Source organism: Geodermatophilus sp. SYSU D01105, assembly GCF_054050095.1.
Map to the genome: position 1 here is coordinate 1 of NZ_JBJGYR010000056.1, position 510 is coordinate 510.

At 75.5% G+C, this 510-nt stretch carries 1 pseudogene; it reads left to right on the top strand.

Going from position 1 to position 510, the window contains the following annotated elements:
• Positions 1-510, top strand: a pseudogene (locus ACI79I_RS24340) (bifunctional rhamnulose-1-phosphate aldolase/short-chain dehydrogenase); the annotation flags it as partial.

Sequence of the window (510 nt, forward strand, 5' to 3'; positions counted from 1 at the left end):
CTGGACATCGCCGCGATCGCGGCGGAGAACCCGCAGGCGATCGGCTGCGTCCTGGGCGGGCACGGGATCACCGCGTGGGGTGCGACCTCCGAGCAGTGCGAGGCCCACAGCCTGGAGATCATCCAGACGGCGGAGCGGTTCCTCACCGAGCGGGGCAGGCCCGAGCCCTTCGGTGCGGTGGTGCCCGGCTTCGAGCCGCTGGACCCCGCCGAGCGGCGGCACCGCGCCGCGGCGCTGGCGCCGGTGATCCGCGGGCTGGCCTCCACCGACCGGCCGCAGGTGGGGCACTTCACCGACGCCGAGGCGGTGCTGGACTTCCTGTCCCGGGAGAAGCTGGCGCCGCTGGCCGCGCTGGGCACGAGCTGTCCGGATCACTTCCTGCGCACCAAGGTGCGGCCGCTGGTGGTCGACCTGCCCGGCACCGCCCCGGTCGCCGAGGTGATCGCCCGGCTGCGGGAGCTGCACGCGGCCTACCGCGCCGAGTACGCCGCCTACTACGCCCGGCACGCC